The 6,397-nt window shown below is 66.8% G+C and carries 5 protein-coding genes; 4 read left to right on the top strand and 1 reads right to left on the bottom strand.

Translation table 11 applies throughout. From position 1 onward, the window contains the following. Positions 1-740 (top strand): 16S rRNA (uracil(1498)-N(3))-methyltransferase (locus QLH51_RS17875; RefSeq protein WP_283514652.1); only part of this gene is annotated, 740 nt, incomplete at its 5' end. 67 nt (positions 741-807) lie between these two features. Then, entirely contained in the window at positions 808-2,181 is a 1,374-nt protein-coding gene (locus QLH51_RS17870) for a glutamate--cysteine ligase (RefSeq protein ID WP_125659574.1), read from the top strand. Between the two features lie 107 nt (positions 2,182-2,288). Here QLH51_RS17870 and QLH51_RS17865 read toward each other — a convergent pair whose 3' ends face one another. Continuing rightward, on the bottom strand, positions 2,289-3,590 hold the full coding sequence (locus tag QLH51_RS17865) for an isoprenylcysteine carboxylmethyltransferase family protein (protein ID WP_125659577.1): 1,302 nt from the start codon (positions 3,588-3,590) through the stop codon (positions 2,289-2,291). 71 nt (positions 3,591-3,661) lie between these two features. Here QLH51_RS17865 and QLH51_RS17860 point away from each other — a divergent pair, with 71 nt between their 5' ends. Next, entirely contained in the window at positions 3,662-5,584 is a 1,923-nt protein-coding gene (locus tag QLH51_RS17860) for a M61 family metallopeptidase (RefSeq protein ID WP_125659580.1), read from the top strand. A 141-nt stretch (positions 5,585-5,725) separates the two neighbouring features. After that, the gene (gene ppa / locus QLH51_RS17855) at positions 5,726-6,301 is read left to right on the top strand and encodes an inorganic diphosphatase (RefSeq protein ID WP_125659583.1); all 576 of its coding nucleotides are present in this window, start codon (positions 5,726-5,728) and stop codon (positions 6,299-6,301) included. The last annotated feature ends 96 nt before the right edge of the window (positions 6,302-6,397 follow it).

The raw sequence follows: 6,397 nt of genomic DNA, 5'->3' as shown, positions 1-6,397 counted from the left end.
CCGCTACCCCCGCCTGGCCGCCCGATTCGTCCCCCCGCCTGTTCGTCGACCAGCCGCTCGGCGACGGCGCACGCATCCGCCTCGACGGTGCGCAGGCACATTACCTGTTGTCGGTGATGCGCGTGAAGGACGGCGACGTCGTCCGCCTGTTCGACGATGCGACCGGCGAATGGCTTGGCCACGCCACCGAAGTCCGCAAGCGCGACCTGGTCCTCGCCATCGCCGAACGGCTGCGCGAGCGCGAGGTCGTACCCGACCTGTGGCTGTGCATCGCGCCGACCAAGAAGGGGCGGATCGACTGGACGATCGAAAAGGCGTGCGAGCTGGGCGTCGACCGGATCGTGCCGGTGCTGACGCGGCGCACGGTGGTCGATCGCCTCAACCTCGACCGGCTGCGCACCCATGCGATCGAGGCGGCGGAGCAATGCGGCCGCACCGCGCTGCCGGCACTGGCCGAACCGGTGAAGCTCGCCGCGCTGCTGCGCGACTGGCCCGCCGACCGCGCGCTGTTCTTCGCCGACGAGACCGGCGGCGTCCCTGCCCTCGACGCGATGCGCGGCCGGCCCGGACCGGCGGCGATCCTGATCGGGCCCGAAGGCGGCTTCGATCCGGAGGAACGCGAAGCGATCCGCGCCCATCCGCAGGCGGTCGGCATGGCGCTCGGCCCGCGCATCCTGCGGGCCGAAACGGCGGCGGCGGCGGCGACCGCGCTGTGGATGGCGGCGGCGGGCGACTGGTAGCCACGCTATACCTGCATCAATCACAGCCCCCTAGCGCGGCCTTTCACCTGGGCGTATGGGCGCGATCATGAGCACGAAGACCGTTTCGGACAACAGCGCAGCGGTCATCGAGGACCGCGCACAGCTGATCGCCTATTTCGCCGGGGGCGAGAAGCCGGCGGAACGCTGGCGGATCGGGACCGAGCACGAGAAGTTCGTCTATCGCACCACCGATCACGCCGCCCCGTCCTATGACGAACCCGGTGGCATCCGCGACCTGCTTGCCGGTCTCGAACGCTTCGGCTGGCGCCCGGTCGAGGAGGGGGGCAAGGTCATCGCGCTGACCGGCCGGGACGGTTCGGTCAGCCTCGAACCCGCCGGGCAGTTCGAGCTGTCGGGCGCGCCGCTCGAAAACCTGCACCAGACCTGCGCCGAGACCGGCCGTCACCTCGATCAGGTAAAGGCGATCGGCGACGAACTGGGCCTCGGGTTCCTCGGCCTTGGCATGTGGCCCGACAAGCGCCGCGACGAACTGCCGATCATGCCCAAGGGGCGCTACGGCATCATGCTGAACCATATGCCGCGCGTCGGCACGATGGGGCTCGACATGATGCTGCGCACCTGCACGATCCAGGTGAACCTCGATTATTCGAGCGAAGCCGACATGGTTCAGAAATTCCGCGTCGGCCTTGCGCTCCAGCCGCTCGCGACCGCGCTGTTCGCCAATTCGCCGTTCACCGACGGCCTGCCCAACGGCCAGCTGTCGTACCGCTCGCATATCTGGTCCGATACCGATCCGGCGCGTACCGGCATGCTGCCGTTCGTGTTCGAGGACGGGTTCGGCTATGATCGCTATACCGACTATGCCCTCGATGTGCCGATGTACTTCGTCTACCGCGACGGCCGCTACATCGATGCCGCCGGCCTGTCGTTCCGCGACTTCCTGAAGGGCCAGCTGTCGGTCCTGCCGGGCGAGAAGCCGACCATCGACGACTGGGCCGACCATCTGTCGACCGCCTTCCCCGAAGTCCGCCTCAAGACGTTCCTCGAGATGCGCGGCGCCGATGGCGGCCCCTGGAACCGCATCTGCGCGCTGCCGGCACTGTGGGTCGGGCTGCTCTACGACCAGGGCGCGCTCGACGCGGCATGGGACCTCGTGAAGCACTGGTCGATCGAGGACCGCCAGCACCTGCGCGACTCCGTCCCCGCGCTCGGCCTCGACGCGCCGCTGCCCGGTGGCGGACGCTTGCGCGACGTGGCGGGCGAGGTGCTCGACATCGCCGGCCGCGGCCTCAGCGCCCGCCGCCGCCTGAGCGTCTCGGGCGAGGACGAGAGCGGCTTCATCGAACCGCTGCGCGAGGTCGTGCGATCGGGCAAGGTGCCGGCACAGGTGCTGCTCAACAAGTTCGCCGGCGAATGGAGCGGCGACCTGTCGAAGGTCTACGACGAATACAGCTTCTAACTTCTCGTCCTCCCCGGCACGGGGAGGGGAACCATGCGCAGCATGGTGGAGGGGGCGGGCGGCATACGCTACCGTCGCGTTGCGCTGCGATTCCCCTCCACCATCCGCTACGCGGACGGTCCCCCTCCCCGTGCCGGGGAGGATCTGAAGAGGCTGGTCACCAATCCCCGCCGCACCATCCATGCGCTATACGCCCGGTACACCGGGTCCGCGCCCAGATGCCGTTCCTCGGTCTTCGCCCGCCAGTAATAGACGCCGCTGACGCAGGCGAGGATCGCGGTACTGCGCGCCGCCGAGGTCCAGCTGTCGGCCGTGGTCAGGATGGGGATCGTCGAGATCCACCAGAACAGGTTCTTCGACAGGTACGCCGGATGCCGGCTGAACGCATAGGGCCCGTGCGTCAGGATGCCGCGATGCGTGAGGTTCGAAAACCGCAGCCCGAACGCCATCGTCGCCCACGCGTAGATCGCGGTCAGCGCCACAAGCACCGCGCCGACGATCCACAACAGCACCGGATGATCGGCCAGCCAATAGGTCCAGTCCGCCGTACCAGGATGGTAGTCGAGCGGGCCGCCATTCGCCATCAGGATGAACGGCGGATAGCACATCAGCGCCGCCGACCAGCCCGCGGCATAGGGCGTGGCGCTGCGGATATGGCTGTCGAGCGGCCGCATCGCGAGGATGTAGCCCGCGGTCGCGAACGCCACGTCGATGACGAACATGAAGGTGATGAGCCAGTTCGCCAGCGGCACCGGCCCGGTCAGGATCGCCGAGCGCTGCGTCCGGATGAACTCGCCGAACCCCGGCGGCACGATCGCCAGCATGAAGGCGAGGAAGAACGCCTTCACCGCCCAGCCGCGCAGGTGGTTCCAGATGGCGTCCCGGTCGATCGGCTCGTCGAGGTGCATCGCCCATGCGCCCAGCGCCCAGCAGCCGTCCTTCGGCTCGACCAGCCGCCGGTCGATCCACAGCATGTAGGGAATGGACAGCACGAACAGCGGCACCGCCACCCAGCCGAACACCCACATCGAAAAGGCGAAGCCGCCCTCCCAATAGAAGCGCCCGGTGGCATAGATGGCGGCAATCAGGCCCCATGTGATCCACAGCCCGGCCAGCTTGGTCAGGCTGATCTCCACCGTCTCGCGCCACGGCCGGACGTTGTTCCAGTCGATGCCGGTCGACGGGTTGTGATGCACCTTGTCGACCAGCAGCGACCACAGCACCATCGGCAGCGCGCACGCGGCGACGTTGACCAGCGCGGCATAGGGACCGTCCATCCCGTAATGCCACGCGATCGCGATCCACGCGAACAGCCCGGCCAGCCCCGCCAATCCCACGCCCGACGATACGGCGGACGCGGGACGCCGGTCGGGTTCGACTTGCAAGGACAAGGAGTTGGGCTGATACATGGCCTATCCGCTACACCCGCGATGGTAAGCATCCGGTGAAGCATATCCTGCCCTGAAGGAAGCCCCTGCCCTTGCGTACCGTTCTTGCCGCATTGTTGCTGACCACCACCGCTCTTCCCGCCGCCGCGCAGCAGATCAACCCGACGGGCAACACCCTGCCGCAGCCGACGCCGATCGTCGACACCGTACCCGCCGCACGCGACATCGATTATCCGGGCACGATCAAGCTGGACGTCGATGCGACCGACACGGTGCAGGGCATCTTCCGCGTCAAGGAAACGATCCCCGTGGCACGCGCTGGCCACATGGTGCTGCTGATGCCCAAGTGGCTGCCCGGAAAGCACGGGCCACGTGGCGAGATCGAGAAGCTGGCCGGGCTGGTCGTACGCGCCAATGGCCGCGAGCTGCCATGGACCCGCGACGTGCTCGACATGTTCGCGTTCCACATCGACGTGCCGGCCGGTGCGAAGAATCTCGATGTTCAATTCCAGTTCCTGTCGGCGACGCAGGGGGAACAGGGTCGCATCGTGGTGACCCCCGAAATGCTCAACCTGCAGTTCGAAGCGGTCAGCCTGTATCCCGCGGGCTATTACACCCGGCGCGTGCCCGTAGAGGCCAGCGTACGCTACCCCGCCGGCTGGACCGCCGCATCGGGCCTGCCGTCGAAGGTGCAGGGCGGCGTCTACCGCTATGAGCGCACCAGCTACGAAACGCTGATCGATTCGCCGGTCTTCGCCGGCAAGTATTTCAAGCGCTTCCCGCTGACCGATCGGGTCGGTCTCAACGTCGTCGCCGACAAGCCGTCCGAACTGGCGGCGACCCCCGAACAGATCGCGGCGCACACCCGGCTGGTCGAACAGGCGGTCAAACTGTTCGGCGCGCAGCATTACGACAAATACGAATTCCTGCTGTCGATCACCGACAAGATGGGATCGATCGGCCTCGAACATCACCGGTCGTCGGAGAACGGCGTCGATCCGGGCTATTTCACCGACTGGAATGCGGGGCCGGGCGAACGCAACCTGTTGCCGCACGAATTCACCCATAGCTGGGACGGGAAATATCGTCGCGGCGCGGACCTGTTCACGCCCGATTTCCGCACGCCGATGCGCAACTCGCTGCTGTGGGTCTATGAGGGGCAGACGCAATTCTGGGGCTATGTCCTCCAGGCGCGTTCCGGCCTCGTGTCGAAGCAGGACACGCTCGACGCCTATGCCGACATCGCCGCCGCACTCGACGCGCGCGAGGGTCGCCAGTGGCGCCCGCTGATCGATACCACCAACGATCCCGTCATCTCTGCCCGGCGCCCCAAGGGCTGGGTCAGCTGGCAGCGGTCGGAGGACTACTACAACGAAGGGCTGCTGGTGTGGATGGAGGTCGATTCGATCCTCCGGAAACAGTCGGGCGGTACGAAGTCGATGGACGACTTCGCCCGCGCCTTCTTCGGGATGCGCGACGGCGACTGGGGCGTGCTGCCCTATACGCTGGCCGATGTCGTCAAGACGCTGAACGGCATCCAGCCCTATGACTGGGCCGGTTTCCTCGACAAGCGGCTGAACGCGCGTACCGACCGCGCGCCGATCGACGGCTTTGCCGCCAACGGCTACCGCATCGTCTATACCGACACGCCGACGACCTATCTGAAGGGTCGCGAGAAGAGCGGCGGCGGCGTCTCGCTGCCCTATTCGCTGGGGCTGACCGCCAACAAGGAGGGCAAGGTCGGCAGCGTGATGTGGGGCAGCCCCGCGTTCAAGGCGGGGTTCGAGACCGGCACCACCATCGTCGCAGTGAACGGCACGGCCTATACCCCCGACCGCCTGCGCGACGCGGTGGGCGCGGCGAAGGGGACGAAGGACCCCATCCGCCTGACCGTCCGCATGGACGATGCCGTGCGCGAGATCGCGATCCCCTATTTCGAAGGCCACCGTTATCCCCGCCTCGAGAAGGTCGGCGCGGGCGACGGCGGGCTCGATCGCCTGCTCACCGCGAAGTAGGCGGAGCGACCATCCGGTCCCGGATCGGGACCGGGTGGTCGTTTCCGAAACGATTCGCAGGAAAAGCAGCTTCATCGTTCGTGAATAACGGGTAAAGGGCGCCTCTACCGCGCGCAGGCGCGAGACGAGGGAGTAGTATTAATGCGCATCGATATGGTGCCCGTCGGCGACAATCCGCCCAGCAGCCTTAACGTCATCATCGAAGTTCCGACCGGTGGCGAACCGGTGAAGTATGAATTCGACAAGGCGTCGGGCGCGCTGTTCGTCGATCGCATCCTGCACACGCCGATGCGCTATCCCGCGAATTACGGCTTCGTGCCGCACACCCTGTCGCCCGATGGCGATCCGCTCGACGCGCTGGTCGTGTCGCGCTCGCCCTTCATCCCCGGCTGCGTCGTCCGCGCCCGCCCGATCGCGGTGCTGAACCTCGAGGACGAGGCCGGCGGCGACGAGAAGCTGGTCTGCGTGCCGGTCGATTCGACCTTCCCCTATTACAGCAACGTCGGCGAACGCGCCGACCTGCCCGAGATCGTGTTCGAGCAGATCGAGCACTTCTTCACCCACTACAAGGACCTCGAAAAGAAGAAGTGGGTCCGCATCGGTACCTGGGGCGGTGCCGAGGAAGCCAGGCAGATCACGCTGGAAGCGATCGAACGCTACAACGAGGCGAAGGCCAAGGGCGAGGAACCGCACGAATACGACGTGCCGGGTCGCTGATGCCGCGGGCGGGGATTTCCCCGCCCGTTTCTTTTCGGGGACGGGACGCAGCCCGTCTCGCCACAATCTTCGTGAACGTCACCCCGGCGAAGGCCG

Source organism: Sphingomonas sp. 2R-10 (assembly GCF_030062225.1).
Classification (GTDB): domain Bacteria; phylum Pseudomonadota; class Alphaproteobacteria; order Sphingomonadales; family Sphingomonadaceae; genus Sphingomonas.
Note: the sequence above shows the minus strand (reverse complement) of the source record. Positions and strands in the feature narration are given on the sequence as shown.

What these genes read in the sequence shown, in the direction of transcription:
- QLH51_RS17870 (WP_125659574.1), top strand. Translation starts at nt 808, where the DNA reads ATGAGCACGAAGACCGTTTCGGACAACAGCGCAGCGGTCATCGAGGAC.
- QLH51_RS17865 (WP_125659577.1), bottom strand. Translation starts at nt 3,590, where the DNA reads ATGTATCAGCCCAACTCCTTGTCCTTGCAAGTCGAACCCGACCGGCGT.
- ppa (WP_125659583.1), top strand. Translation starts at nt 5,726, where the DNA reads ATGCGCATCGATATGGTGCCCGTCGGCGACAATCCGCCCAGCAGCCTT.